This is a genomic window from Vibrio sp. 10N.222.52.C12, assembly GCF_041474215.1.
In the GTDB taxonomy this organism is placed as follows: domain Bacteria; phylum Pseudomonadota; class Gammaproteobacteria; order Enterobacterales; family Vibrionaceae; genus Vibrio; species Vibrio crassostreae_C.
Genome location: NZ_JBFRTR010000078.1, coordinates 821 through 27,089, shown reverse-complemented (window position 1 = coordinate 27,089; position 26,269 = coordinate 821). Strand labels below are relative to the sequence as shown.

The 26,269-nt window shown below is 44.7% G+C and carries 19 protein-coding genes; 14 read left to right on the top strand and 5 right to left on the bottom strand.

Annotated features, from left to right (window positions below; genetic code table 11):
* The 11 genes from AB4623_RS14980 to AB4623_RS14930 all read left to right on the top strand — a co-directional run.
* Positions 1-2,858: HD domain-containing phosphohydrolase (locus AB4623_RS14980; protein WP_372146761.1), on the top strand; the 2,858-nt coding region annotated here is incomplete at its 5' end.
* A gap of 390 nt (positions 2,859-3,248) precedes the next feature.
* Positions 3,249-3,968: a GntR family transcriptional regulator gene (locus AB4623_RS14975; RefSeq protein ID WP_017071741.1), complete on the top strand. Its 720-nt coding sequence runs from the start codon at positions 3,249-3,251 to the stop codon at positions 3,966-3,968.
* Positions 3,969-4,068: 100 nt separating this feature from the next.
* Positions 4,069-4,965, top strand: coding sequence for a methylisocitrate lyase (gene prpB / locus AB4623_RS14970; RefSeq protein ID WP_065682186.1), 897 nt, complete (start codon positions 4,069-4,071; stop codon positions 4,963-4,965).
* A gap of 146 nt (positions 4,966-5,111) precedes the next feature.
* The gene (gene prpC, locus AB4623_RS14965) at positions 5,112-6,326 is read left to right on the top strand and encodes a 2-methylcitrate synthase (RefSeq protein WP_102533678.1); all 1,215 of its coding nucleotides are present in this window, start codon (positions 5,112-5,114) and stop codon (positions 6,324-6,326) included.
* A gap of 101 nt (positions 6,327-6,427) precedes the next feature.
* Positions 6,428-9,064 (top strand): Fe/S-dependent 2-methylisocitrate dehydratase AcnD, encoded by a 2,637-nt coding sequence (gene acnD / locus AB4623_RS14960; protein WP_371713522.1) that lies wholly within the window; start codon positions 6,428-6,430, stop codon positions 9,062-9,064.
* 9 nt (positions 9,065-9,073) lie between these two features.
* Positions 9,074-10,246: a 2-methylaconitate cis-trans isomerase PrpF gene (gene prpF, locus AB4623_RS14955; RefSeq protein WP_372110089.1), complete on the top strand. Its 1,173-nt coding sequence runs from the start codon at positions 9,074-9,076 to the stop codon at positions 10,244-10,246.
* Between the two features lie 118 nt (positions 10,247-10,364).
* Positions 10,365-12,269, top strand: coding sequence for a propionyl-CoA synthetase (locus AB4623_RS14950; protein ID WP_371713520.1), 1,905 nt, complete (start codon positions 10,365-10,367; stop codon positions 12,267-12,269).
* A 146-nt stretch (positions 12,270-12,415) separates the two neighbouring features.
* On the top strand, positions 12,416-12,862 hold the full coding sequence (locus AB4623_RS14945; protein WP_050654087.1) for a hypothetical protein: 447 nt from the start codon (positions 12,416-12,418) through the stop codon (positions 12,860-12,862).
* A gap of 237 nt (positions 12,863-13,099) precedes the next feature.
* Complete coding sequence (locus AB4623_RS14940; RefSeq protein ID WP_372110090.1) at positions 13,100-13,501, top strand: glycine zipper domain-containing protein; 402 nt, start codon at positions 13,100-13,102, stop codon at positions 13,499-13,501.
* A gap of 215 nt (positions 13,502-13,716) precedes the next feature.
* Positions 13,717-14,196, top strand: coding sequence for a GNAT family N-acetyltransferase (locus tag AB4623_RS14935; RefSeq protein WP_009846623.1), 480 nt, complete (start codon positions 13,717-13,719; stop codon positions 14,194-14,196).
* 86 nt (positions 14,197-14,282) lie between these two features.
* The gene (locus AB4623_RS14930; RefSeq protein ID WP_029235162.1) at positions 14,283-15,695 is read left to right on the top strand and encodes an NUDIX domain-containing protein; all 1,413 of its coding nucleotides are present in this window, start codon (positions 14,283-14,285) and stop codon (positions 15,693-15,695) included.
* Between the two features lie 100 nt (positions 15,696-15,795).
* Here AB4623_RS14930 and AB4623_RS14925 read toward each other — a convergent pair whose 3' ends face one another.
* A complete protein-coding gene (locus tag AB4623_RS14925) occupies positions 15,796-16,605 on the bottom strand; it encodes a Cof-type HAD-IIB family hydrolase (protein WP_102428957.1) in 810 nt (269 codons plus the stop codon).
* 184 nt (positions 16,606-16,789) lie between these two features.
* Between AB4623_RS14925 and queE the strand changes: the two genes are divergently transcribed.
* Both queE and queC read left to right on the top strand, forming a co-directional pair.
* Positions 16,790-17,458 (top strand): 7-carboxy-7-deazaguanine synthase QueE, encoded by a 669-nt coding sequence (gene queE, locus AB4623_RS14920; RefSeq protein ID WP_372110091.1) that lies wholly within the window; start codon positions 16,790-16,792, stop codon positions 17,456-17,458.
* Positions 17,459-17,516: 58 nt separating this feature from the next.
* Positions 17,517-18,212 (top strand): 7-cyano-7-deazaguanine synthase QueC, encoded by a 696-nt coding sequence (gene queC, locus AB4623_RS14915; protein WP_017063822.1) that lies wholly within the window; start codon positions 17,517-17,519, stop codon positions 18,210-18,212.
* Here the strand turns inward: queC and AB4623_RS14910 are convergent.
* From AB4623_RS14910 to AB4623_RS14895, 4 genes are all read right to left on the bottom strand, one after another.
* Positions 18,172-20,199, bottom strand: coding sequence for a diguanylate cyclase (locus tag AB4623_RS14910; protein ID WP_372146759.1), 2,028 nt, complete (start codon positions 20,197-20,199; stop codon positions 18,172-18,174). The two genes, queC and AB4623_RS14910, sit on opposite strands and share 41 nt — an antisense overlap.
* A 162-nt stretch (positions 20,200-20,361) precedes the next feature.
* Positions 20,362-20,712: a DUF2750 domain-containing protein gene (locus AB4623_RS14905; RefSeq protein ID WP_017062305.1), complete on the bottom strand. Its 351-nt coding sequence runs from the start codon at positions 20,710-20,712 to the stop codon at positions 20,362-20,364.
* A 136-nt stretch (positions 20,713-20,848) separates the two neighbouring features.
* Positions 20,849-21,466: an OmpA family protein gene (locus AB4623_RS14900; protein ID WP_372146757.1), complete on the bottom strand. Its 618-nt coding sequence runs from the start codon at positions 21,464-21,466 to the stop codon at positions 20,849-20,851.
* The gene (locus AB4623_RS14895; protein WP_372146755.1) at positions 21,466-22,773 is read right to left on the bottom strand and encodes a TolC family outer membrane protein; all 1,308 of its coding nucleotides are present in this window, start codon (positions 22,771-22,773) and stop codon (positions 21,466-21,468) included. Before AB4623_RS14895 ends, AB4623_RS14900 begins: the two co-directional genes overlap by 1 nt.
* Positions 22,774-23,175: 402 nt before the next feature.
* Here AB4623_RS14895 and AB4623_RS14890 point away from each other — a divergent pair.
* A partial coding sequence (locus AB4623_RS14890; RefSeq protein ID WP_372146753.1) for an Ig-like domain-containing protein occupies positions 23,176-26,269 on the top strand: 3,094 nt, incomplete at its 3' end.

Genomic DNA, 26,269 nt, shown 5'->3' with positions numbered 1-26,269 from the left:
ACATTGGCTCGTCTAATGAAAACTTCTTCCAAATTATTAATCTAGAATCTGCCCCTGTCGTTAGAGAAAAAATCGGTGCACAACAAAAAGACCGTTGGGTTGTGGTTGAGATTCATAATATAGGGGAGGAGCGCGTCCGTACGACGAAATATTTTGACCAAGAGTTTACGCTAAGAAACTCAACTACGGAGCAGAGCAACTACCTTCCAACAACCAGGCCTTGGTATGTTTCTGCCAATGTTCAGTCGGTCGAAAAAACTCAGCCATATCTTTTCCAGCATTTACAAATTACCGGGCAAACTTATTCTTTAGCGTTTGATTCGAAAATCGAATCTGAAGTTCAACATGTGATTGGTATTGATATTGTGTTGTCTTCTTTAGCTAGCAAACTATCAGGTACGGCGCTTGGCTTAGCAGAAGACAGTAAGGTTGAGTCTTTCTTATATTCGAAATCGGGTAATATTATTGCGTCTAACCTCAAGGTTAACAATCAGGAATCGGAGTTTGATGTATCAACATTGATGCTATCGTCTGAGCAGCAAGCCTTGATTAACGATACCCCTCCGCTGTTAGTGTCTAATCAAAATGATTGGGGGCCGATGGACTTTTCAGTGGCGGGAAAACCAAACGGCTATGCGATAGACCTTCTTAAAATGATTGGTGAGATGACAGGGATCAGGTTTGAATTTGTTAATGGTTTCTCTTGGGGCGAGCTTGTCAGTAAGTTTCAAGAAGGAAGTATTGATGGCCTGCAATCGGTTCAACATTATAAAAATAATGGCATAGATGGCCTATACACGACTCCAATTTATGAATTGCCATTTTCTATCGTGACAAGGGTCGGCGCGAAGGTTGTCACTAATTATGCCGAGCTTGAGGGTAAAAAAGTTGCCATTTTATCTGGGTGGTCAATTATTCCTAAGTTGAGAGAGGATTTTCCGAACATTGATTTAGTTGAATTTGAAAACCTAGAGTCTGCATTTAATTCAATTGAAAGCGAAGAGAACTTTGCTTTCTTAGAAGCAGAACCCGTACTCTCGTTTGCATTAGATAGGTTTTTCCAGCCAGGCCTTGTTGTCAATGGGACTCTAGAAGATCTAAAACAGAACTACTCAAACCAATTCCATTTGGTGCTGCAGAGCAAGCATAAACAATTGCTCCCAATCATTGATCAAGCTATCAGTAAGTTAAGTGGTGAACAACTTGATGCCTTAGCGAAAAAGTGGCTGCATGATACCGGCTTTAATACGAATACGACGGTTCCTTATACTGAACTTTATGATTTGACTAAGGAAGCAACGGTTGAAGGCAGTATGGTAAGGGTAGAGTTGAATGGCGAGATCAAGCATCTCTATTTAAAGAAAATAGACACGGGCGAACACTACTCTGAGTATTTTGCGGTATTGATTCCCGAATCTGAAGTCTTCAGTACAGTCAATAAACGTCTAGCAACCTCTGTTGGTGTAACGGTGTTACTGATGAGTTTGACGTTGCCTATTGCTTGGGTTTTTGGTGCGCCGATAGTGCATCCAATTCGCCAATTAGAGGAAGAGACTCATAAGGTTAAGCTGCGTGATTATGACAACGTGACAATTCTTGATACTCGAATCAAAGAAGTGTGGGAATTATCTGTTGCTGTAAAAGATATGGCTATGGAGATTAAACGACATGAACAGATGCAAGAGGCGTTTGTTGAGTCGTTTATCAAGCTCATCGCTCAAGCGATCGATGATAAGTCCGCTTATACGGCAGGGCATTGTAATCGTGTACCAGAACTCGGCTTGATGCTGGCTGACGCGGCGGAACAATCGCAGTCTGAGCACTTCAAAGACTTTGAGTTTAAAAATGATGACGAACGCCGTGAGTTTAGAATTGCGGCTTGGCTTCATGATTGTGGCAAGATCACGACACCAGAACACATCGTCGATAAAGGTACGAAGTTAGAAGCGAACTACAACCGAATCCACGAGGTGAGAACTCGATTTGAAGTACTTTGGCGTGATGCGGAAATCACCGCTTTGAGAAAACAACTTGATGGTTCGCTATCAACGCAACTGATAGCCGATGAACTTACGGCAACGAAGCAGCAGCTACAAGATGACTTTGCCTTTATCGCTACGTCGAACGTTGGTGGTGAGTTCATGAGTGATGACAAAGTCACTCGTATTCGCTCGATAGCTGAGACGACCTGGACGCGTCACTTTGATGATCAACTTGGTCTATCACCGATAGAGGCAATGAATCGAGAGCCGAGTTCAAGTTTACCAGCCACAGAACCACTTTTGAGTGATAAGCCAGAGCACATAGTGAAAAGAGATAGGCCGTTAGAATTTGACCCGAAACATCAAATTAAAATGGATGTGCCTGAGCACTTATACAACCTAGGCGAAGTCTACAATCTGAGTATTGCACGCGGTACATTGACTGCTGAAGATAGATTTAAGATAAACGAGCACATGCTTGGCACGATTAAGATGCTTGAGAACCTGCCATTCCCGAAAGAGCTAAGTCGTGTTCCTCGCTACGCTTCAACTCACCATGAAACACTTAAAGGTACAGGGTATCCAAGGAAGCTGACTGGTGATGACCTCTCAATCCCAGAACGTATTCTGGTGATCTCTGATATTTTTGAGGCATTAACCGCTGCAGATAGGCCTTATAAGAAGGCTAAGCCAATCAGTGTTGCTGTCGACATCATGTATAAAATGGCATTGGACGAGCATCTCGATATCGAACTGTTTAGATTGTTCTTAACCAGCGGCACTCACCTGCGTTATGCAGAAGAGTATCTGAAGCCGGAACAAATTGATTTCGTTGATATCAGCAAATACCTAGATGTTACTCGTCAGATTGCTTGAGTAAAGGTGGCTTGTTAGAACGGGGTCTATGAATGAAAGGCGCACATGAGTGCGCCTTTTTTATATCTGTTTATCGGTGAACAGGTAGATCGACACAAAGTGCTCTGCGTTTGTCAAGTCTGTCTATAAGTTGTCGACACATTGGTTTCGAGTGATTTCAGGGTAGGGAAGGGTTTAGCGGCTCTTTCTTTGCTTAAATCGATAAATAACAAGTGGTTGAATTGTTTTTAGTGTCCTTTTAAGTAAGTTTTTATCGCCTATAGAAAGTACTACCTTAGTCTAAATTGTCGACAATCTACTTGATTGTCGACAATTTGATCGTGTATTTTATGTTCATGTTATGAAATTGTTGACAGTTAGGGTCGGCAATCAGAAGTGAGCAGCGTGAATATGAATACTGCGATAAAAGATCTCACCTTAAGTGCAAACACGAAAACACGTGTGAGCGACAAAGAAAACACCAAGTCGGAAAATCTGACTGAGTACCTCGTTGAGGCGATTGTTAACGGTGAATTAGCACCGGGCAGTAAGATCTCGGAGCCTGAACTGGCTAAACGCTTCGAGGTAAGTCGAGGTCCATTACGTGAAGCGATAATGCGTGTGGAAGGACTTGGCCTGATAGAACGTATTCCACATGTTGGTGCGCGAGTTATTACTTTTTCTGCAGACAAACTGCTAGAGCTTTACGCGGTGCGAGAGGCATTGGAAGGCATGGCGGCTCGCTTAGCAGCGCGACATATTACACAAGAAGAGCTTATCGGGCTTGAAGGCTTATTGTCGACACACTCAAAGCACATCGATGAAGTCGAAGGTTCTTCTTACTTTCATCAACATGGGGATTTTGATTTCCATTACCGCATTATCAAAGCGAGTCGTAACAGCAAACTCATTTCGCTGCTGTGTGATGAGCTTTATCACCTATTACGCATGTATCGCTATCAATCGCCTAGGGCTCAGTCTCGACCAAAAGAGGCGCTCGATGAACACAAATACATCCTACAAGCGATTCGTAATCGTGATGAAGAGCTAGCAGAAATGCTAATGCGACGACACATCTCGGGTAGTCGATTGCTTATAGAACAACAAATTCAATCCAAAGATCTTGATTAAGCGACCATTGGAACCTGTCAGCAGATCAGTGCTGGCGATAATCAAAAGCCGTAAGTCTTAAAGATTAGCTAGAAATAAACAATTAACAGGGAGCGTCATTATGAAGTTATCAGCAGGAGCTAAGTTCCGACAAGCTGTGCAAGACAACGAGCCATTGCAGATCGTCGGTACGGTGAATCCGTATTGCGCGATGATGGCAAAGAACTTAGGGCATCAGGCGATCTATTTGTCGGGTGGAGGTATCGCCAATGCGTCTTATGGTTTGCCTGATTTAGGTATTACGACATTGAACGATGTGTTGGTGGATGTTGAACGTATTACCAACGCGTGTGATCTGCCATTGCTGGTGGATATCGATACGGGATTTGGTGGCGCATTCAATATTGCACGTACCATTCGTGCTATGGAGAAGGCAGGCGCAGCAGCAATCCATATGGAAGACCAAGTGGCCCAGAAACGCTGTGGTCATCGACCAAATAAAGCGATTGTAAGTCAGCAAGAGATGGTCGATAGAGTCAAAGCGGCAACCGATGCTAGAACCGATGACAGCTTTGTGATTATGGCGCGTACGGATGCATTGGCGGTTGAAGGCATTGATAGCGCAATTGAGCGAGCGATAGCTTGTGTTGAAGCGGGCGCAGACATGATCTTCCCTGAGGCGATGAATCAACTCGACCAATACGTGAAGTTCTCGGCAGCTTTGAAATCAGCAACGGGTAAGCATGTGCCTATTCTCGCGAACATAACTGAATTCGGGCAAACGCCACTTTACAACTGTAATGAGTTAGCGCAATCGAGTGTCGACATGGTGCTTTACCCATTGAGTGCGTTCCGTGCGATGAATAAAGCGGCTGAGAATGTTTACAAGCACTTGTTAGTTGAAGGCAATCAGGAAGCTCTGTTGGATTCAATGCAAACCCGTAAAGAGCTTTACGAACACCTTAATTACCACGACTACGAGAACAAGCTTGATCAGTTGTTTTCAAGTGAAGGGTAAACCAGTTTCAATTAATCAAAAATCAACTTAATCCAATAACGTGAAATGGTTAGTCGCCATATCCAGTACCGATGATAAAGATCATCGGACACATAAACAGGCAGCACCAAAGAGTGCAGGCGGCTAACACAGAAAAGGAGTTCACCATGTCTGTATCTTTGAGTGATAAAGCAGCTGTCGATAAGGCTTCAACAGAAAACCAACAACAAAGCGCAAAAACAGCAAGTACACCAGTAAGCGCACCTGCAATAGGTGGTGCTGGTCTACGTGGCCAAAGTGCGGGAACTACGGCGCTATGTACGGTAGGCCAGTCAGGAACGGGTTTGACCTACCGTGGCTATGACATAACCGACCTTGCTAATCATGCTCAGTTCGAAGAAGTGGCGCATCTGCTACTAAGAGGTCACTTACCCACTGAAAAAGAGCTCGATGATTACAAAATATTGTTGGTTGGTCTGCGCGGCTTACCTCAACCTTTGAAAGCAGCACTAGAGCTTATCCCAGCAGACGCTCATCCAATGGATGTGATGAGAACGGGCTGTTCAATGCTAGGTAATCTAGAGCAAGAGTCTGACTTCTCCGAGCAACTGCCTGCGACTGAACGAATGCTCGCGCTTTTCCCTGCCATTATTTGTTATTGGTACCGCTTTAGTCATGATGGCGTGCGAATTGATACTGAAGATCAAAGCGAAGCCTGTCTGGGTGGCTACTTCTTGAAAATGCTAACGGATAAAGCGCCTAGTGAACTTCATAAGAAGGTGATGCACTGCTCGCTAACTCTTTACGCGGAACATGAGTTTAATGCCTCTACTTTTGCGGCTCGTGTGTGTGCATCAACGTTGTCAGATATCCACTCTTGTGTCACCGCAGCGATTGGTACGTTGAGAGGTCCTTTACATGGCGGTGCGAATGAAGCCGCGATGGAAATGGTCCAAGATTGGCAAACCGCTGATGAAGCAGAAACTAACATCATGCAGATGCTTGCTAACAAAGACAAAATCATGGGCTTCGGTCATGCCATTTACCGTGAGAGCGACCCCCGAAATGCGCTAATCAAGCGTTGGTCAAAAGAGTTAGCTCAAGAGGTGGGAGATGAACAGCTTTACGCCGTTTCAGAACGTGTTGAAGCGGTAATGAAGCGCGAGAAAGGCTTGTTCTGTAATGCTGACTTCTTCCATGCATCGGCTTATCACTTCATGGACATCCCAACCAAATTGTTTACTCCGATCTTTGTGATGAGCCGCCTTACGGGTTGGACAGCACACGTGTTCGAACAAAGAGAAAACAATCGCATCATTCGTCCAAGTGCAGACTACACCGGGCCAGAGCATCAAGACTGGCTACCTATTCATCTACGTTAGCCCTCTATAACGAGCCGACTTATGTCTTGAGGTTACTTCCGTCTTCATACGATAAGGCCTCAAGAACCAACGAATAGAATTTAACAGATAATGGTGGATGTATGTCTGATGTGAAACTTGAACAAGCTCAGTACCTTGATAAAAATCAGTACCGAAAACTTTTACCCGGAACTCATTTAGAGTATTTCGATGCTTGCGAAGCGGTAGAAGCGATATCTCCGGGCAGTTATAAAACCTTGCCTTATACGTCGAGAGTATTGGCAGAGCAATTAGTAAGACGCTGTGATCCTGAAACCCTTGAAGACAGCTTAAAACAGATCATTGAACGCAAGAGCGACTTAGATTTTCCTTGGTATCCTGCGCGCGTGGTGTGTCATGACATTCTAGGTCAGACCGCTTTAGTTGATTTAGCTGGCTTACGCGATGCGATTGCCGACCAAGGCGGAGACCCTGCCAAGGTGAACCCAGTGGTCGAAACTCAACTGATTGTTGATCACTCTTTGGCAGTGGAACATGCCGGGTTTGATAACGAAGCATTTGATAAAAACCGCGCGATTGAAGAGCGCAGAAACGAAGACCGTTTTCATTTTATTGAATGGTGTAAAACCGCGTTTAAAAACGTGAGTGTGATCCCAGCGGGTAACGGGATCATGCACCAGATTAACTTGGAGAAAATGTCTCCAGTTATTCAATCTAAAGAAGGCATCGCGTTTCCTGATACTTGTGTCGGGACCGATAGCCATACTCCTCACGTTGATGCTTTGGGCGTTATCGCTATCGGTGTAGGTGGCTTGGAAGCCGAGACGGTGATGCTAGGTCGTCCGTCGATGATGCGCTTACCGGACATCGTGGGCGTGAAGTTAACGGGTCAAAGACAAGAAGGGATAACCGCAACGGATATCGTGCTTGCGATTACAGAGTTTCTTCGCAATGAAAGGGTTGTCTCAAGCTACTTGGAATTCTTTGGCGAAGGCGCACGTGCACTGACCATTGGTGACCGGGCAACAATATCTAACATGACACCAGAATATGGTGCGACAGCGGGTATGTTCTACATCGATGAACAGACCATTCAATACCTGAAACTCACTGGTCGAGAGCCTGAGCAGGTTGAACTAGTCGAACGCTACGCCAAGAAAACAGGGCTATGGGCTGACGATCTAGACTCTGCTCAATACGAACGTGTGCTTGAGTTTGATTTGTCTAAAGTTGAGCGAAATCTTGCGGGGCCTTCGAATCCTCATCGCCGTTTGCCTACCCGCGAACTTGCCCAGCAAGGTATTAGCCAAGCTTCTTGGAAAGAGCAACACGCTGAACAATATTCTGATGAACAAATGCCAGATGGTGCCGTGATCATTGCGGCGATTACTTCTTGTACCAATACCAGTAACCCAAGAAATGTCGTCGCCGCAGCATTGGTTGCGAAGAAGGCCAATCAGCTTGGATTAGTTCGTAAGCCATGGGTAAAAACGTCATTCGCGCCAGGCTCAAAAGTTGCCAAGCTTTATCTTGAGTCCGCCGGTTTGTTGCCTGAACTGGAAAAACTAGGCTTCGGTATCGTCGGTTATGCGTGTACGACATGTAACGGGATGAGCGGGGCGTTAGATCCTAAAATCCAACAAGAGATCATCGACCGCGACCTGTATTCAACCGCTGTTTTGTCAGGGAACCGAAATTTCGATGGTCGAATTCATCCTTATGCTAAACAAGCGTTTTTAGCGTCACCGCCATTGGTTGTTGCTTATGCCTTAGCGGGCACAATACGCTTTGATATTGAGAAAGATAGCTTAGGTACGGACAACAATGGAAAGCCAATCTACTTAAGTGATTTGTGGCCAAGTGATGCTGAGATCGATGCCGTTGTAGGTGAACATGTTAAGCCTCAGCAATTCCAACAAATCTACGTGAAAATGTTCCAGCCAGACGAGGAACAGGTGACGACTGAACCGCTTTATGACTGGCGACCTCAAAGTACTTATATTCGCAGACCACCTTATTGGGAAGGTGCTCTTGCGGGAGAACGAAGCCTATCTGGTATGAGACCTTTAGCGATTCTGGGTGACAACATCACCACAGATCACTTATCCCCTTCAAATGCGATTCTCGCTTCGAGCGCTGCGGGGGAATACCTCACCAAAATGGAAGTGCCGGAAGAGGATTTTAACTCTTACGCGACCCATCGAGGTGATCACTTAACCGCGCAACGAGCAACATTCGCCAACCCTAAGCTGTTTAACGAAATGGTGAAGGACGCTGGAGAAGTCGTGCAAGGTTCATTAGCAAGAGTTGAACCTGAAGGTCAAGTTACGCGAATGTGGGAAGCGATTGAAACCTACATGAACCGTAAACAGCCTTTGATTGTCGTGGCGGGTGCGGATTATGGACAAGGTTCATCACGTGACTGGGCTGCCAAAGGTGTGCGTTTAGCGGGTGTTGAAGTGATTGTGGCTGAAGGATTTGAAAGAATTCACAGAACCAACTTGGTTGGCATGGGTGTACTGCCTTTGCAATTCAAAGTGGGCACAAATCGCAACACTTTAGAGTTGGATGGAACAGAGCTTTACGATGTTTACGGTGATATTGAAGCCGGTTCCGATTTGGCTCTAGTGATCACTCGCAAGACCGGTCAAAAACTCGATGTACCAGTCACTTGCCGTTTAGATACCGCAGATGAAGTGAATGTGTACAGCGCTGGTGGTGTGTTGCAGCGTTTTGCTAAAGACTTTCTCGCACAGTAGGAGCTGGTTATGAACATCAAACAGATAAAAGTACCTGCTACCTACATGCGGGGCGGAACAAGCAAAGGCGTCTTCTTCAACCTAAGTGACTTACCTGAAGCTGCGCAAGTCGCCGGAGAAGCACGAGACGCATTACTTCTGCGCGTGATTGGTAGTCCAGATCCTTATGGCAAACAAACCGATGGCATGGGTGGCGCAACATCCAGCACCAGTAAAACCGTTATTGTTTCGAAAAGCAGTAAAGCCGATCACGATGTTGATTACCTATTCGGTCAAGTAGCAATTGACAAGCCGTTTGTCGATTGGAGCGGTAACTGCGGCAATTTGTCTGCTGCAGTGGGCCCATTTGCTATTCATAGTGGCCTCGTCGACTCGAGTCGCATTCCAGAAAACGGTGTGGTCGAGGTACGAGTATGGCAAGTGAACATAGATAAAACCATTATTGTTCATGTACCTATTGCTGATGGGGAAGTCCAAGAGTTGGGTGACTTTGAGCTCGATGGTGTGACTTTCCCCGCCGCGGAGATCCAAGTCGATTTCCTAGATCCAGCCGATGCGAGTGGCTCTATGTTCCCAACAGGGAATGTTGTCGATTTTTTAGATGTTCCAGACCTGGGTTGCATCAAAGCGACATACATTAATGCTGGGATACCCACCATTTTTGTTGATGCTGAATCGGTTGGTTACCAAGGTACAGAGCTTCAATCGGATATTAACAGTGATTCAAAAGCCTTGGCTCTGTTTGAATCCATCCGAGCACATGGTGCGGTTGCGATGGGACTTATTGATTCCCTAGAACAAGCTGAATCACGCCAACACACTCCTAAAGTCACGTTTGTTGCTAAGCCTCAAGCGTACCAAGCTTCCAGTGGAAAATCGGTTGCTGCCGAAGATACCGACCTTCTAGTACGTGCTTTGTCTATGGGGCAACTTCATCACGCCATGATGGGTACGGCTGCGGTCGCCATTGCTTCAGCTGCAAGTGTACCAGGCACCTTAGTGAACTTGGCAGCCGGTGAGGGAAGTCGTGATTTCGTGACCTTTGGACACCCGTCAGGAACCTTGAAGGTAGGTGCTAAAGCACTAGAGACCGAAAGTGGGTGGAAAATAGAGAGGGCGATTATGAGTCGTAGTGCCCGAGTGATCATGGAAGGTGCCATTCGTGTGCCTTTTCCTAAGTAAAGCGATTGTCGTGAACGGTCAAATGTTCACGAACACAACGCTGAGAAAAGAGTGCACCCAAGTGACACTGCCAAAAGCTAGGCGCTTGGACTAATGGATAAATCATGGAGGAGGCACTATGTCTGCTACGAATCGAATGAACAGAAAAACCGATTATATCACCGAGTATCAATGGGCTAGGGAAGACCCCAATTCGTTCTGGGAAACACAAGCACAAGCGATAGATTGGTTTGAACCACCAAAAACGATATTACAAACTGACGATAACGGTATTGAGCGTTGGTTTCCTGATGGGGTGATGAACACCTGCTGGCTGGCGCTGGATTATCATTGTGAAAATGGGCGAGGTGACAATACCGCGCTGATTTACGACTCTCCAGTTACAGGAACTCAATCCTCGTACACTTACAACCAGTTACGTAACCAAGTGGCTAAAGTCGCTGGTATGTTAGCCACGCAAGGCGTGACCAAAGGTGATCGTGTGGTGATCTATATGCCGATGATTCCTGAAGCGGCAATGGCCATGCTGGCTTGCGCTCGACTCGGTGCGGTGCATTCGGTGGTGTTTGGTGGGTTTGCTCCTCATGAGCTTGCCGTTCGAATTGAGGATGCCGAGCCCAAGGTGTTGATTACTGCATCTTGTGGTGTTGAGATAAACAAAGTCCTGCCATATAAGCCGATGGTTGATCGAGCGATCATGGACAGTCGCTGGAAACCCGAGAAAGTGGTGGTATTCCAAAGAGAGCAGTCTCTAGCCGAATTGAACAATGAACGCGATGTACTTTGGCAACAAGCGGTTAACGATGCTTTGCCTCACGTATGCGTGCCTGTTCTGGCAACTGACCCACTATATATCTTGTATACATCAGGAACGACGGGTAAGCCAAAAGGTGTGGTTCGTGACAATGGTGGTCACGCGGTCGCGATGAAATACTCGATGAGCACTATCTACGATATGCCGCAAGATGGTGTGTTTTGGGCGGCTTCTGATGTCGGCTGGGTAGTGGGGCATTCCTATATTGTGTATGCGCCATTGATTCATGGCTGTACGACCATTTTGTTTGAAGGCAAACCAGTACGAACGCCAGATCCCGGCGCATTCTGGCGTGTGTGTGAAGAATACAACGTCGATGTATTGTTTTCTGCTCCAACGGCATTTAGAGCCATTAAGAAAGAAGATCCTGAAGGCGAGTTACTGACCAAGTATGACTTATCATCACTCAAGTCGATTTTCATGGCTGGCGAGCGTTTAGACCCACCAACATTGGATTGGGTTGAATCTCATACCGATAAGCCGGTTATCGATCATTGGTGGCAAACAGAAACGGGTTGGGCCATTTCTGCAAATCCAACAGGGTTAGAACCTTTACCAGTGAAAGCGGGTTCCTCCACTAAACCTGTTCCGGGTTACCAAGTGGAGATTCTCAATGAACTCGGTGAAGTCGCTCAGCCTAATCAACAAGGTTTTGTGGCTCTTAAACGCCCGTTACCACCCGGTTGTCTGCCAACGGTTTGGCGTAATCATGATCGATTTGAATCTGGCTATCTGAGCCAATTCCCAGGCTATTACGTTTCGGGTGATGGCGGCTATCTCGATGAAGATGGGTATCTATTTATCATGGGCCGTATTGATGATGTGATAAACGTAGCGGGGCATCGCCTGTCGACAGGAGAAATGGAAGAGATCGTGGGTGGTCACCCAGCCATTGCAGAATGCGCGGTAGTCGGGATTCACGATGACTTAAAAGGGCAGCTACCTCTTGGTTTAGTTGTGTTGAAAGATGGCGTAAAAGTGGATGGCACAGAGTTACAAGCTGAACTTGTAGGTAAGGTTCGTAATGAGATCGGCGCTGTAGCCTGTTTTAAGCAAGCCTTGGTTGTTGAGAGACTACCTAAGACCCGCTCAGGCAAGATCTTACGCAGAACCATCCGACAAATCGCAGAAGGCGAGCAATATGTGGTGCCTTCGACGATTGACGATCCTACCAGCTTAACTGAAATTGCTGAAAAGCTCGGCAAATAGAAGTCGCAGTTTAGGTAATCTCCCTTCGGCTTGTTGATTTATACATAAGCCAGCGTGATGGTTTACCTAAACGCCAGTTTATTCATCCGCTTATCCATTGCGTTTACTATGACCTCATTATGATTCCCACATATTGAGGTCTTTTTATGCGAGCTTACTTTTTGTTGATTGCTTTATTGGTCAGTGGTGCTGCTAGTGCCAGTATTTCAAAGGATGAAGCGAGTAGAGTGTTGTTAGAGCCTTTGAGTCATCCTAAGGTATTTAAATGTGTATCCAAGACTGGCGTCGATCTCTATCAAGCGGTTTTTGATATTGGTGTGGGATATGAAGCCGACCCTATTAACTCGAAGATGATTGTTAATTCAAGGAAAGGCCGCTACGAATATCAAATCCTAGGCGCAGTAAGATCTGAAAGAGCCGGTGAAATTGTAGTGCTAACTCGTCATGTGGGAGACGGTGTTAAAGTTGCCGCTATGATTGATGACGAAAATGGCAAGATACTGGGGATCGGCGATAAAAATCATTATCGAGATTGCGGTGTTAGGCCACCACCTAGCGCAGAAAACATGCAAAACTTTTGGTCCAAAGGCTAAGAGCGACATGTGAAAGACAAAATTTATTGAGAAAGCGCGATTGAGGCGACCTTATTGGTCGCCTTTTTGTTGGTGAGGATAAAGCGAGCTCAAAGCTATATATCATTAATCAGTTATGTGATGGCTGAATAATACATAGCTGAACATGATGTATCGTCTAAACGTGGCTTTATTTATCTCATTAACGGTTCTGCTTAAGATGGCTCTACTCCAAACGAAGAACTAAGCGAGACTCCTATGAAATTCACTAAACCTTTTATTTTAGCGACACTGATTGTGACTCTTTCTGGTTGCGCATCACCAGCAATGGATAACGAAAATGAGAATGCTGCACGTAATCGTGGTGCTGTAGGTGGTGCTTTACTAGGAGCAACAGCAGGCGCTCTAACTGGAGATGCGAGTTTAGCCGTGAAGGGCGCTGCATTAGGTGGTGTGACCGGTGGTGTTGCGGGTTCAATGAAAGATACGGACGATGCAAGAAACGCACAACGAACCCAAGTTACTGCTGATGGTCTAGCGCAAGACAATCGCACTGATGCAGAAAAGCGAGTTGCGGAAGTAGAGGCGGAAATTAAGCTTATTGAACTGGAACAACAGCTTGCTGATCTCAAAGAAGAGAAAGAAGATAACGGTGCATAAAGCTGAAGCTACAGCAAAAGCCACAGCAAAAACCATAGCTTCGATATTCGTTTAATTCAAAATCATTCAAACAGAATGGCCACGTAATGTGGCCGTTTTTGTATCTAAAATACACACTTCAAACAATGAATTAATTCAATAACTTGTATAGATACTCACGCCAAGTAAACTAGACTCAGTTTAGATATTAATTTGGTTTGAGAAGCGCAATAGTCATGAATGTCACCTTAAGGGCCGCAAAGCACGCGGATTTAGAACAACTTAACGAGTTAATGTTCGATCTCCACCATCACCACCACCTTGCTAGCCCAGAGCACTTTAAAACGGCAGAAGAGATTGAGCAGGAAAAAAGCATTGCACGATACTTGGATGACCCTGAATGTTTGGTTTATGTGGCATTAAAAGGAGAGCTCATTGTTGGCTTTATCTCTGGGCATTTTTGTGAGCTTATCTCAACGGTCAGCAAACCAGTGCCGATGGGAAGTGTCGATGAACTGTTTGTCTTGCCTGATTATCGAAAAGAATCGATTGCTGAAAAGTTGTTTAACAAAGTTGAAAGTACTTTTGATGATTATGGGGTTGAACAAGTCTTTGTAGAAGTTTGGGACTTTAACTCGCCTGCCAAGGACTTCTATCAAAAAATGGGGTTCACACCTCACATTCAATGGATGAGGAAGGCTTTGCACAAAACGTAGACAGCGATTTTGTGTGGCTTTGATTACAATAGTTCAACTGCAACAGCAGTCTTCAATATTCTTCTATTATTTTTTAGGTAAACTCGTTGGTTATTCGATATTTATTAGTTTTCATACTGTCTCTTTTGAGTACTACTTCCGCTTGGGCAAACGACACTTTGCCCGATCATATCGCGGGCGCCTTGTGTGTAGTACGTGCTGATAACCAAATCGTGTTGGTTGATGAGTTGATCACCGGTCAATTGTCTCTACCGGGAGGCACTGTTGTTTCAGGTGAGCCGCCAGCCGTCGCGGCGCAACGTGAAACGTGGGAAGAGGCTGGTTTGTCGGTAACGGTCGGTGATGTGCTAGGTTATACCGACAGTGCCGTCGTGTTTGATTGTATTTCTGACTCTGAAGTGATCAGTTACAAGGCTCGAAATGAGTTAGGTGGCTTTGAGCTGCCGATTTGGTTTGCTCCTCATTATGGCGTGGAAGTCAGCCGAGCGATGTTACTTCCTCCTACTGAATTGCAAGATCACCAATACCGCTACCCAGAACAGTGGTCTGAGATTAACGAGCTGTTTTTATCTGCGACAGATCAACCGGTGACGTATGTGACTGAGCTGGTGGGCGCGGCACCCAAAGTCCATCAAGTTGAATTAAATTGGATTGTGTCACTTCAAAACACGTTCGATAAGATGCCAAGCGTATTTGCTAATACTGTGCTTTTGACTGACTTGTTGGCCAAGCCATGGGTCTTCATTGTGATATTGCCGTTAATTGCTTGGTACTTTGGCCGTAACTTCGCGTTGAAGTTTGGCTTCACTTTGATCTCGGTGACACTACTTACTTTAATCGCGCACCAAGGTTTTGGTTTTCCACGTCCACACGCTTACTTGCCAACATTGAAACTGGTGATGAGCAGTGGGTATAGTTTTCCAAGTCTGTTGGCTGCCTTGTGGGTCAGTTTAACCTTGTTAGTCTTTTGGAAACTAAAGCGCCTCTTGGAGCAAAAAGCCATTCTGGTAGTGCTCGCTGGCCTGCTGTGGATCATGCTATTTAAGTCTTATTCAGGTAGTGCGTTTTTTAGTGATGTATTAATGGGTGGCGTATTAGGCGCTTTAACGACGTGGCATATCGTGAGATTAGACGCGAAACCGGATGTTGATATTAGCGCCTTATTGAGTTCTAAAGGTGTTTGGTGGGCATTGTGCTTACTGTCGATTGTTCTGACGGTGATATGGCCACTGCCAACATTTTCATTCTGGGTGGCGATTTTGATGACGATTGCATGCCTAGTGACGTTAACAGACTCGAAACCTTTGGTTGGGCAGTTCTCATTCAAGATCGTTCTTGGAGTGATGGCGATGTTGTTAGCGGGAAATCTGCTGATTAGCTGGGCTGGAAGCTTTGTCTCTTTCAGCGGTATTGCTTCATTTATTGTTGAAACGTTACGTTTCCCAATCTTGATTCTGTTTGGTGTGGTGGCATTTCGTCTGCCATGGAAAAGAGAGTAAGCGACTCGACTAACACAAAATCAAAAAGGCTGTGCAGTGCACAGCCTTTGTCATTTCTGAAACAAGCAAAAAGTAATTCTTATTAGAACCTGTTGAGCGTTTATGAGTTGAAGATAAACTTCTCAATCGCGACCGCTACACCATGGTCGTCGTTGCTAGCTGTGATGTGATCCGCCAGTTTCTTGGTTTCTTCCATTGCGTTTTCCATTGCAATGCCAAGGCCTGCGTATTCAAGCATATGGTGATCGTTTTCAGCATCACCCATGCAGATGACTTCTTCCGCTTTAATGCCTAAGTGTTTCGCTATCGCTTCAATACCGACACCCTTGTTTGATTTCGGGTTTAGGAACTCTAAGAAGAATGGTGCACTTTGTACGATAGTAAACTGAGTCTTAAGCTCTTGTGGCAACTTACCGATGATTTCAGTCAGCTTGCTTGGTTCAGCGACAATCATAGTTTTGATGATTTCGTGGTCATCTTCTAGTTGAGAAAAGTCGAACTCGGTTATATCTAAGCAATTAATACGCGCTTCAATACCAGTGTACTCATTGTTCTCAGGTGTGATTAAGCCGTGGATCTTGCTGAAAGCATGGACATAACCACCAAGCTGTTGAGCGAGGGCAGCAATCTCTTTTGCGGCTTTGCCGTTGCTGATCTCACTGTGAATGATCTCTTTTGTCGATACGTTCTGAACCATAGAGCCGTTGTAGAAGAGTACAAAGTCATCTTCGCCGTCAATCGAAAGCTCATCTAATTTGCTTTGCATGCCTTCTAAAGGGCGACCAGAAGCGAGAACTACTTTCACACCTGCAGCTCGTGCTTTGGCGATTGCGTCTTTGTTCTCTTGAGAAATCACTTTTTCACTGTTGAGTAGTGTGCCATCCATATCAAGAGCAATCAGTTTGTACATGTTGTTCCTTACTAAAAAATTAAAAGCTAACGAAATCTATGGGCGAAAGGATAAGGGAACTTGAAAGTTCAGGCTAGGGCTTTGATCAACTCATTTATCAGTACTCATTTGTTTGACCAAAAGGGGGAAGTGCTTTAAGGTCTGCGGTTGATTAATTTCATCAAATGATTGAGCTGAGGGAAAGTTGTACAAGATTAATGAAATGTTTGAAACCATTCAGGGTGAGGGCGTGTTTACTGGCGTTCCCGCTGTTTTTGTTCGTCTGCAAATTTGCCCAGTGGGCTGTTCTTGGTGTGATACCAAGCAGACCTGGGAAGCGTTGCCAGAAGAGGAAACCAGCCTTGGCGATATTATGGTTAAGGCAGAAGATTCACCTACTTGGTCAGCAATCGATGCTCAAGGAATCGTGAATGAATATATCAAGCAAGGTTACACTGCTAAGCACATTGTGATTACTGGTGGTGAGCCATGCATTTATGATCTTGTTCCTCTTACTGAAGCGTTTGAGCAGCACGGTTGTCGCTGTCAGATTGAGACTAGCGGAACATCAGAAGTTAAAGCCACACCGGACACTTGGGTTACGGTGTCACCGAAAGTGGCGATGAAAGCGAAACTGGAAATCTTAGATAGCGCCTTGCAACGTGCTAACGAAATTAAGCATCCAGTAGGTACAAGCAAAGACATCGAACAACTTGACGGTTTATTGGAGCGAGCAGCAGTTCCTAACGACACTGTTATCGCTCTGCAACCAATCAGCCAAAAAGACCGCGCTACTCAGCTTTGTATTGATACCTGCATTGAGCGCAATTGGCGCTTATCAATACAAACTCACAAATATTTGAGCATCGCATAGGTTGTATTTTTACTGGGCAAGATAAGTCGCTAGTAGAAGGTTCTCGTAAGGATTTAAGATGAAAAAAGCAGTGGTAGTATTCAGTGGTGGTCAAGACTCAACAACGTGTCTTGTTCAAGCATTAAAAGAGTATGATGAAGTTCATGCGATTACGTTTGATTATGGTCAGCGCCATAGACTCGAGATTGAAGTTGCTGAGTCATTGTCGAAAGAGCTTGGTGTGAAAGCGCACAAAGTGATGGATGTGACTCTGTTGAATGAACTGGCTATCAGCTCTTTGACTCGTGACGATATTCCTGTGTCTCATGAGCTGCAAGAGAATGGGCTGCCGAATTCATTCGTTCCTGGTCGTAATATTCTATTTCTGACTCTAGCGGGTATTTACGCTTACCAAATCGGTGCTGAAACCGTGATTACAGGTGTGTGTGAAACAGACTTTTCTGGTTACCCTGATTGTCGTAATGACTTTGTGAAGGCGATGAACTCTGCACTTGTACAAGGTATGGACAAGCAGCTTGATATCAAAACACCGCTAATGTGGTTAAACAAGGCTGAGACATGGGCGCTAGCAGACCAGTACTCAGCACTTGAACTTGTTAGAAACAAAACACTGACTTGTTACAACGGCATTGTTGGTGATGGCTGTGGCGATTGTCCGGCATGTGAACTGCGTAAAGTTGGCCTTAACGATTACCTCGGTGATCGCGAAAGCATCATGGCTGAGTTGGTTCGCAAACAGGCTGAGAATAAATAATTTCAGGTAAATCAATCGGTTCGTTATATGCATCAATAATGCAGTTTCGGCCGTTGCTTTTGGCTTGATAGAGTGCTTGGTCGAGCACTGAATACAAGTCATCAAAGTCACTTAATGCGTTTGAGGTTGCTAGATAAGCAAAACTCGCGGTCACATTAAGTGACTTTTTGCTTTCTGATAAAAAGACAGTGCTTGAAATGGCGTAGTGCAACTCTTCAACGCGTTCTCGTACCTCTGCTGGTGGGGTATCGGTTAACATGATGACAAATTCTTCACCCCCTAAGCGACCAAACAATTCACCATTCACTAAGTGTTTTCTAATTTGATCACTAATATGGACCAGTGCCCGATCACCAGTAGGGTGCCCATGCTCATCATTAATCTTCTTAAACTTATCTAGATCGAGCAGCATGAGCACATGCTGTTTGTCCGTCCCTTTACAGCGTTTCACTCTTTTGATTCTTCGAATTATCTCAGTTCGGCTATATGCTTTCGTTAAGCCATCAATTGCTGCTTTTGCGCGAACCGTTTTGTTTATCAATACCGTGAAGCTTGCAGCGCAAAGCAACAGAATAACAACGATGTTGTACATCCATCTTTGATGTTCCATTTTTTCAATTTGAACGCGGTCGAGTTTCGTCTGATGTGTCAGGAAAGAGCTTTCTAGTTCTTGTTCATATTTGGCGTGCGTCAGGCCGAGCGCTTCGAGTGCGAGTCGATTGTCGATATCTCTAGCTTCCATTTGTATTGACGAGTATCGCTGGTAGAAATAGAAAGCTTGTTGGTAATCGCTGAGTGATTGATGAATATCAGAAAGCTGAAGAAGTGACTGCGCGATGTATTTATGCCTTGTGACTTGTTCAGCTAATTCTAGCGCTTGTTGAGCATAGTTGAGTGCTTCCGTTGGCAATTTCTGTTCTTCGAACATATCGCTGATTGCCAAGTAAGCATTGATGCGAATGACATCATTGCTCAGTTCGCTCGAAGCTGAAAGAGACTCAATTAGGTAGGTTCTCGCCACATCATAGTTTTTCGTTTGAGTGTACGCTTTTCCTAAGCCAAGACTTGTGAGTGCAATACCGTAGCTATGCGACGTTGAGCTCAGCAGTGTTCTTGCTGTCTGAAAGTGGTGAATTGCTAGTTCACTTTGCTCTTGGTTAAGGTAGAGATCCGCAAGGCTGTGATGCACTTGTGCTTTCATCAAATCAGAAGCACTTTCTCTTAGTGTGAGTGCTTCTTTGAGGTACTCTGCCGATTTTTTATATTGCTTTAACTCTTTGAGCAAATTACCCACATCGTTATAGATCCCCGAAATGTCATGTCCTTGTGGGAACACGTTTATCAGTGATAGGTAGGTATCTAGCGCGGCTTGATAGTCACTGCGGAAATGGTGATTGTTAGCGATGACTCTATAAGTTCCAAACTTTGGTAACACAGGGTCAGCGATGTCATGTAAATCCGATTGAAGTGCAGAACAATAATAGTTTGCTTGATGGTATTTTGCTTGCTCGTTCAAAGATCGACATAGTTGGTATTTTAGTCGCGCTCTTCCAGTTAAATCACTGCGCGATTGCATTTTCGCTAATAGGGTCAAAAAGCCTTGTTGCGCTTCTTCATATTGGCCTTGGCCGTCTTTCATCAATGCAGAAATAAACGCTTCTTCAATCGCTTGGTACTCACTGTCGTTTGAAGCGATTCCATAGAATGGTTGATCTCGGTGGCTCATGTATTTATACAGAAGAGACGCAAGGTAAAGCTTATCTCCATAAACCGTTGACCCGATGTAGCGTGTTTGCAGCATGTTTAATGCGCGCTCAGGAGAGTGGTTTAAAGTAGATAGATAAAGTGCGTTCCAATCAGCATTTGGAGTAGAGCTTAAATTGGAGGTATCGACTAGTGAATAGTGGTCACGATCTGACGTTGATACTTGGCTATAAGAACAAAAGCTAATGAATAGTAGAAAGGTAACAAAAACGAAGTGATTCACAAGAGACGATCAATCAGATAAAGAACGATATTCTATTATTAGTTTGATGTTGCTTCAAATTTTGAAAGGTACAGCTACGAGGTTATGCGAGGTAGATCTCTAATTTATTGATACTAATCAGAGGTATATCGGTCGCACGATTTGCGCGACCGATATCGGAAATTAGATGTATAATTTCGCTAGGTCAGAAGGCTCAAGCTCTTTGCCTTCTAATGTTGCATTCCAGTTAGTACCAACAAGAACGCCGTCTTCAGCAAGAGTCAGTAACCAATCTTCTACAAAGATATCTAGTGGGATTTCTAATACTTCGAAGTCAGCCCACTCTTCAACGTTGTGAGTTTGAGCATCTTCTTTTGAAGACCAGAATGGCATCACTTCGCTGTTTTCGAATTCACTTGAGTCACATGCTAGCCAACCTTCTTCGTTGCGAAGGCCCCATACCAGTTTAGTTTCTTGTGTTTCAGAAACGAAAAGTTCTAGATTTGCTTGAGTATCAGCTGTTAGTTTGCTCATGGATTAATTCTCTATGTTGATAACGTGGCAAGATTAACATTATAGACGGCTTAGGTATATGCTATTCAAGGAATTATCACCATACTGAAACGTTAACTTAAGATAACGTTTCAGTATGGAAAAAGCAGAGTAACACCTACTTTTTGATTTTGGTGAAGATGTGCCATTCTTCTTTGATATTACCCTTAAATCCAACAACCGAAGCAACAACTTTTCGATGCAGTGCGTGATTGATTTGAGTGTCATCGCTGCTGAATTCAGAATCGCCATGACCGACGATGTTGACTCTAGATGGCTGAATACCGTTGCTGATTAGCGCACGTCTTACATGCGATGCACGTTCTTTCGAAAGCTTTAGGTTGTGTGCCGCGTTACCAACTTTACTGGCATAACCTTGCAATTCAATGCTGGTGCTCTCGTAGCGCTTCAAAAACGCAGCCATTTGGCGTATCTGCCCTAGAAAGACAGGGTTTATTTCCGTGGAATTATTAGCGAAGAGTATATGCAGCTCTTTCTTTTCCGATGACTCGAAATATGAGCCACAACCGTCATTATCGATCTCGGCACTAATTTGCGTATCGGGACATAAATCTCGCGCGTTGATTACACCGTCATTGTCATCATCTTGAAGATCGTAAATTTGAGTGACAGGCGGAAGAGCGCGATATTCAAATTCGTCCTCGTTGTTTTCAGCTAGAGCATTGGTAGATACAACCATGAAGCAAAGCGATAATACTGTGTTGGTAAGCTTCATTAATATTCCACCTTTTCATTCCATTCTTCTGGGATCTCAACTCGTAAACCGATGAGTAGGTTACCAGTTGCGTTCATTACGCGATATTTTGCGTATTGCTCGTCATACTTAGCATCTAAATAGCCTTTACGAGCTTCGAATAATTCATTCTCGGTGTTGAGCAAGTCGAGAAGGGTACGTTTACCGATGCGGTATTGTTTCTCATATGAGATAACCGTGTCTGATGCCGAGTCTACGTGGTCAGATAGGAATTCTTTTTGCTGAACCGTTAAATCAAGTGCGCTCCATGAAAGACGTAGACTCTCTTCTACATTGCGGTAAGTGCTTTCGCGAAGGTCTTTGGCTTTGTTGAGTTGGTAAGCTGCACTTTCTGCACGGTCTTGATCCGAACCTCCATTGTAAAGGTTGTATCTTAAACGAACCATGGCAGAAAACTCATCGCTGCTGCCTTCTGTACCACCGGCGTCATCACGCCAAGTTTGAGCGGCTTCAAAAGAAACAGTCGGGTAGTTGGTACTCTTAGATTGTTTGTATTGGAACTTCGCTGAGTCAACATCGGCTTGTGCAATCTTGATTACTGGGTGCTGGTTAAACGCTTTTGCCAACGCACCATCAACGGTATAAGGAATCGCGCCCACATCTGCGCGAGGGAAGGTTAACCCTAACGGAGATTGACCAACAATTCTTTTAAACTGTGTATGCGTATCAAAAAGGTTGTTTTGAGCAGCAAGCAAATTCCCGTGCGCTTTCGCAATACGAGCTTCAACTTGTGACATATCTGCGGTTGAACCAATACCTGATTCCACGCGCTTACGAATATCGTTATATATCTCTTTGTGCGTCGCTAAGTTACTTTCTGAAAGAGAAAGCACTTCATAGGCTTTCACTGCATCAAGATAAACCTTTGTTACTTCTAAAGCGATGTCTTGCGCGTTAGATAGTAGTTGATAGCGCACGGACTCTGCATCAGCCGCAGTACGGTCAATATCATTGGATGTATTAGCGCCATCCCATATTAACTGGGTCAAGGTGATTGTTGCTTCTTTTCTAGTCAGATCGGTAGTGCCAGGGTTGGTTGCAAGATCTGTATGTTCATAACCAATCCCACCATCTAGGTCTATACTTGGTCGATAAGCACCACCAGAAGCGTCGTTAAGATAACGCTTACTGATATATTCGTTATAAGCACTTTTGATTTCAGGGTTGCTTTCTAATGTAAACGCAACGGCTTGCTCTAAGGTTTGTGCTGTTGTCGGCAAACTTAGCGCTATAGCTAACCCTAATGTTGTCGTTTGAATGTAATTCAATTTCCATCTCTCCAAATTGGACTGCATCTAAACCTACGCTTTTTAATGTGCTAGATACGAAATTTAGATGAACCGCCAAAAAAATAACGTTCGCTCGAGAAGCTACCGTAAATGGTTGTAAAGTTGTTAACAGTTTGCTGTGCGTTTTATGATGATTTTGAGAACGTCAATTTTACGTTTTTAGCTCTGTTATTTTTCGCAAACACAATAACTTATATTGATAGTGTGAGCACTTTCATTATTGTGTGATGTGATCAGCGTCATTACCTTGTCACTCGGTATGTTAAATGTACGATTCATAACTAGGAATTATGTGATGTTAAATGTTATATTTCGGCTAATATTATAAATAAGATGTCACAAAGTTGACGTGACAAGCGAAAATGGTTTTTAGGGGTTGATATGGACATTACAGCATTGAATTTGACCGGTGCTCTTGCATTGGGTCAGCGCATTGTTATTTCAGTTGATGGCACGGTTAGAGTACTCGAAGAGGGAGAGCCTCTACAGGCTGGAGATGTAACTCTTGAATCTCAAAATGGACCTAATGAACCTCAGGTATCAGTTAAGCGTTTTTCACCTGAAGACGGTGAAGTTGAACTAGACCAGGATATCGCAAATATTTTTGCCGCATTAGAAGAAGGTGAAGACCCTACTGAGTTAGGAGATGAGTTCGCTACCGCTGCTGGTCAAAATGGTTCTAGCTTGGCAACTAGTGGGACTGTAGAGCGAGACGGTGAAGAAACGATCCCAGCAACCGAATTTATAACAACGGGATTTGAAGCGCTGGGCATGTCGCGAACTCAAAGCCTGAGCCTTCTAGAGCAATTCCGTTTCGTACAACAAGAGCCAATCTTTGTAGACCTTTCTTTTAGCGCGCTTGAAGATGCACTAAGTGCATCTGTTCCAGAAGATACTTTGTTAAGCGGCCAGTTAACTGCGACCGATGCAAATAATGACCTTCTTACCTTCTCAGTTGAATCGGGCCCTTCTAACGGTAGCCTTACCCTAAATGAAGATGGCTCTTGGCAATACACTCCAGATGCAAACTATAACGGTCCAGATAGCTTCCAAGTTATCGTGACGGATGAAACTGGTCTGACAGACACGTTAACTGTCACAATTGATGTTACGCCAGTGAATGATGCGCCAGTAGCAGAGCCTAAGGACCGTTCCTTATTAGAGGACCAGGTTATTAGCGGTAGCATCAATGCTACGGATGTAGATCAACCTGTAGGTGAACCACTAGTGTTTACTACGGACACCTTAGTTGAAGGTCTAACTTTAAACGAAGACGGTAGTTATGAATTCGATACGTCTTCTTATGGTTATCTATCCGAAGGTGAAGAACTAAAGATTGAAGTACCAGTCACAGTAACTGATGACCAAGGTGCAACTGATACAACAACGTTAATTATCACAGTCACAGGCACTAATGACCTTCCAATCGCAAACGCCGACACTAGTGCAGTGGAAGAGAACAGCACAGTAACCGTTGATGTATTGGCTAACGACACCGATTTAGATGATGGTGCGACCTTTACCTTAGACAATGTGAGCTCAGATAAAGGTCTGGTGACCATCGTTAATAACAAACTTGTGTTTGAAGCGACTGGCGAAGATTTTGATCACCTGCCAGCCGGTGTAACAGAGCAAGTTGTGGTGACGTACACGATGAGCGATGAAAGTGGCGAGCCGATCACATCGACCGCGACTATTACTGTCACCGGTACTAACGATCTCCCAATTGCCAATGCAGACTCTGGGGCGGTTCAAGAGAACAGCACCGTAACCGTTGATGTATTGGCTAACGACACCGATTTAGACGATGGTGCTAAGTTCACTTTAGACAGTGTGAGCTCGGACAAAGGTCTGGTGACTATCGTTAATAACAAACTTGTGTTTGAAGCGACTGGCGAAGATTTTGATCACCTGCCAGTAGGTGTAACAGAGCAAGTCGTGGTGATGTACACCATGAGCGATGAAAGTGGCGAGCCGATCACATCGACCGCGACTATTACTGTCACCGGTACTAACGACAGGCCAATCGCTCGCAATGACAGTGGGTCTATTAACGAGGATGCGACTTTAGCAGTAGATGCATCAATAGGGTTACTGAAAAATGATAGCGATATTGATGGCGATAACCTCGAAGTCATTGGTATTCGGACAGGTGCTGAAAATGCATCAAATAGCACAGCTGGAACTGTAGGATCTGGATTAACCGGTAGCTTTGGCACTCTGATTGTTAACGAAGACGGTAGTTACAACTACGTTGCTGATAATGCGGATAGCTTAAAAGCTGGTGAGCAGGTGTCTGAAACGTTCACTTATACGATAAGTGATGGTAAGGGGGGGATGGATACTGCGACCTTAACTATTACGGTCACTGGCACAAATGATGGACCAAAAGCAACTGATGATAGTTACAACGAAAGTAGCGAGACGTTACTTTTCTCCGAGTCATTTGAACAAATGATAAACACTGGCAGATGGACAGTTGTGACTGGTGATGATCTTGGCGACTGGAATGCGACCAACGGGCTAGAGGTTCAGCGTGATGGTCTAATTGCTGATGCAACTCATGGTGACTATCTTGCTGAACTCGACGCTCACAAAAACACTGAAATTTCAACGATTATAGACACTTCAGGTCAAGATAGTATTCGGGTTGAATTTGACTATAACCCTCGCCAAGATGGTAACTCGTCTTCTGATATGGTCTTTAAAATCGGTGACACCTCGGTCACGGTACATGCGGATGGGACCCTTTCCGGTGCTAATGGACTTGATATTCAAATAAGCCTACCAGATGCTAATGGTTGGTACCGTGTTACCGCCGAGCTGGAGGTGCAAGCTGATAGTACGGAGTTAGCATTTGCAGGAGATGGTGCTTCAGATAGTCTTGGGGCTTTGATTGACAACGTTATTGTAACGGGGATCAACCAACCTGAGCTCGTTACGCGTGAAGATGAGCCTATTACGATCCCATTCGCAGAGTTGTTAGCGAATGATACTGATATCGATGGTGATGTTCTTTCAATTGTTGTTGGTTCAATAACGTCTGAGGTCAATGGCACATTATCGGTTGACTATGTAAACGAAACGATCACATTCACACCAGATCAAGACTACAACGGTGAGGCCACATTCCAATATACAGTCACTGATGGAAATGGTGGCGAAGACCAAGCGACAGTGACATTAAATATCACACCTGTAAACGACGCGCCCGAACTCAATGTCGATACCGGCGAGGTTGGTGAAGACGCAACTTTAACCGTTGGTGCTGGTAACGGTTTACTATCCAATGACTCCGATGTCGATGGCGACTCATTGAACGTCACGGGCATTTTGAACGGCATCACGGGCACCGCGACCGCCGTGGCAGAGAGTGGCGACACGGTGATCAGCAATGATTACGGCACATTGACCATTCGTGCTGACGGTAGTTACAGCTTTGTGGCGGACGGCAGTGATTCTCAAGCGTTGGCCA

Bases quoted from the DNA above. Each gene is read 5' to 3' on its own strand.
- AB4623_RS14975 (WP_017071741.1), top strand. From the start codon at position 3,249: ATGAATACTGCGATAAAAGATCTCACCTTAAGTGCAAACACGAAAACA.
- prpB (WP_065682186.1), top strand. From the start codon at position 4,069: ATGAAGTTATCAGCAGGAGCTAAGTTCCGACAAGCTGTGCAAGACAAC.
- prpC (WP_102533678.1), top strand. From the start codon at position 5,112: ATGTCTGTATCTTTGAGTGATAAAGCAGCTGTCGATAAGGCTTCAACA.
- acnD (WP_371713522.1), top strand. From the start codon at position 6,428: ATGTCTGATGTGAAACTTGAACAAGCTCAGTACCTTGATAAAAATCAG.
- prpF (WP_372110089.1), top strand. From the start codon at position 9,074: ATGAACATCAAACAGATAAAAGTACCTGCTACCTACATGCGGGGCGGA.
- AB4623_RS14950 (WP_371713520.1), top strand. From the start codon at position 10,365: ATGTCTGCTACGAATCGAATGAACAGAAAAACCGATTATATCACCGAG.
- AB4623_RS14945 (WP_050654087.1), top strand. From the start codon at position 12,416: ATGCGAGCTTACTTTTTGTTGATTGCTTTATTGGTCAGTGGTGCTGCT.
- AB4623_RS14940 (WP_372110090.1), top strand. From the start codon at position 13,100: ATGAAATTCACTAAACCTTTTATTTTAGCGACACTGATTGTGACTCTT.
- AB4623_RS14935 (WP_009846623.1), top strand. From the start codon at position 13,717: ATGAATGTCACCTTAAGGGCCGCAAAGCACGCGGATTTAGAACAACTT.
- AB4623_RS14925 (WP_102428957.1), bottom strand. From the start codon at position 16,605: ATGTACAAACTGATTGCTCTTGATATGGATGGCACACTACTCAACAGT.
- queC (WP_017063822.1), top strand. From the start codon at position 17,517: ATGAAAAAAGCAGTGGTAGTATTCAGTGGTGGTCAAGACTCAACAACG.
- AB4623_RS14905 (WP_017062305.1), bottom strand. From the start codon at position 20,712: ATGAGCAAACTAACAGCTGATACTCAAGCAAATCTAGAACTTTTCGTT.
- AB4623_RS14900 (WP_372146757.1), bottom strand. From the start codon at position 21,466: ATGAAGCTTACCAACACAGTATTATCGCTTTGCTTCATGGTTGTATCT.